The sequence below is a fragment of the Burkholderia sp. SIMBA_062 genome (assembly GCF_046534765.1).
GTDB classification, from domain to species: Bacteria; Pseudomonadota; Gammaproteobacteria; order Burkholderiales; family Burkholderiaceae; genus Burkholderia; species Burkholderia ambifaria.
In genome coordinates this window covers 1-239 of record NZ_JAWRYD010000594.1, presented here as the reverse complement: position 1 = coordinate 239, position 239 = coordinate 1, and the positions used below count along the sequence as shown (strand labels likewise).

Annotated in this window: 1 protein-coding gene; it reads right to left on the bottom strand. The window is 66.1% G+C overall.

Translation table 11 applies throughout. The features are described from left to right. The coding region (locus tag SB786_RS37575; RefSeq protein WP_410731757.1) for an ABC transporter permease subunit at positions 1-239 on the bottom strand (239 nt) is incomplete at both ends.

Sequence of the window (239 nt, the reverse complement as noted above, 5' to 3'; positions counted from 1 at the left end):
ATCAGGATCACGAGGCCGGACATGGTCCAGTAGGCGTCGCCGAGCGTCTCGAAACCGAGCACGAGCACCTTGAGCGAGCCGGCCAGCCCCGCGAGTCCCGCCGAGAGCACGAACGCGAGTAGCTTGAAGCGGTCGGTGTCGTAGCCGAGCGAAATCGCGCGCGGCTCGTTCTCCTTGATCGCCACCAGCACCTGGCCGAACGGCGAATGCACGATGCGCACGATCAGCGCGAACGCCAG